This window comes from Vibrio sp. Y176, assembly GCF_033438945.1.
Genome location: NZ_JAWOQS010000054.1, coordinates 1 through 1729 on the forward strand (window position 1 = coordinate 1; position 1729 = coordinate 1729).

A 1729-nucleotide genomic window follows, 5' to 3' on the forward strand; every position below is an offset into this window, starting at 1 on the left:
TTATGCGCAGCCTTACTACTCGAACTACCAACGCCTGATGTCGGCGGGTATCTCATTTTCGCCTGACCGCCGTGAACAAATGCACCAAATTTTCATCAGTGCTTTGACGTCACTTCGCGATTACGGCGTGACACAAGCTGAGCTAGAGAGCATCACATCTAACTGGTATGGCGAACTGGCAAATCTTGATTCTGATTGGAGCAAACGCAAGCCAAATAGTTACGCGGAAGCGCGTATTTTCCAATTGGAGCAAGACAGCGTAAGCCAATCGAAAGAGAGCTATGCGCAAAGCTTGGCAGCTTTTTTGGATAAAACGAAGCTAGAGAGCGTAAACGCGCAGTTAAAAGAGCTGTTGTCTAATCAACCAAGCTTTGTGATTGGCATGGGCAAAAGTGAAACGCAAGCGCAATTTGCTGATGTATTCACTGCGCTTAACAGCGCCTACCTACAAGCTGGTGAAAAGCCTTCTGACATGAACGCCAAAGCGGAAGGCTTCCTGCAACCAGCTGAGGAAGGCAGCATCGTTAGTATGCGTCAAGCTCCGGGTGGTTTTCAGGTTTACACCTTATCAAACGGTGTGGATGTTTGGTTCCAAAAAGACGCAAAAGCTGGTGGTCGCGCTTACATCTACTTCACTAGCCAAGGGGGTAAAGCGGCCCTAGATAAATCGCTTTATCCAGCCTACGAACTGGCTGCCATGACCGCCGTTCGCAGTGGATTAGGAGAGTTTTCTGGCTCAGAGCTGGATGCCTATTTACGTACGAACAACATCGCTTTTGGTCCAATACTCGAGCCAACAGTGCATGGCGTTCAGGTTACGACGCAAAAAAATCGTCTAGTTGAAGCTTTGAATGGCTTGTACAACCTTTCGACCGAAATCAAGGTTGATGAACGTCAGCTTGCTGCGGTGAAACAAGAGTTTAAGCAAGAGCGCAGCGCTTTCTTGGAATCGCCTATGGGTAAGCTTATCCAAGTAGCGAACACCAGCGCTTACACGCCGGATAGTCGTCATCGTTTACTGAGCAGTGATGGTGCCGATACCGTCACGCCAGAGCAGATTCTTGCAGTGCATGATCAACTATTTAAAACCGATCATGGTTACAAAATGGTGATTGTTGCAGACGTTGAGCCTGAGCAAATTACGCCGCTTCTACGCAAATACGTGGCATCAATTAAGATGAAGCCGGGTAAAGCTGTAGATTATCGTGTGTCATTTAATGATGAGCTGCCAGCGCGCTCGGTCGTCACTGATGGTCACGAGCCTTCATCGTTTTACCTGCTGCGTTTTACCAACACCGATAAGTACAACCGTACGGCAAAAGACACGGTGATAGAAGACATTCTGGAGCGCATCAGTGCCGCACGAGTGCTGGAGACGTTCCGTGAAGAATCAAGCTTAGATTACAGCCCTAGCATTTATACGATGACGCAAGATGGTGAGCCGATTTCGGACTGGTTGTTTGAATCGCAGGTGGATCCAAAAGATGTGGGTTTGATGGATAAACTGTTGGATAAGGTTTTCGACGATCTCGCGACTAACATTACCCAGAAAGAAGTCGACACTGCGGCCAAGCAGCTTGCTGTCGCGATGCAAGGATTGGGTGACAACCCTGGTTCTCGCGCTTGGGTTTACAGCCGCTACCTCGCGCACGACTACGGATTGGATGTTGTGTTGGATGTAGAGAAAGCCGCTAAGAGCGTAACACTAGAAGAAGTGAAAGCACGTGCG

Annotated in this window: 1 protein-coding gene; it reads left to right on the top strand. The window is 48.6% G+C overall.

Translation table 11 applies throughout. The features are described from left to right. On the top strand, positions 1-1729 hold a 1729-nt coding region (locus tag R7O13_RS23975; protein ID WP_318304815.1), incomplete at both ends, for an insulinase family protein.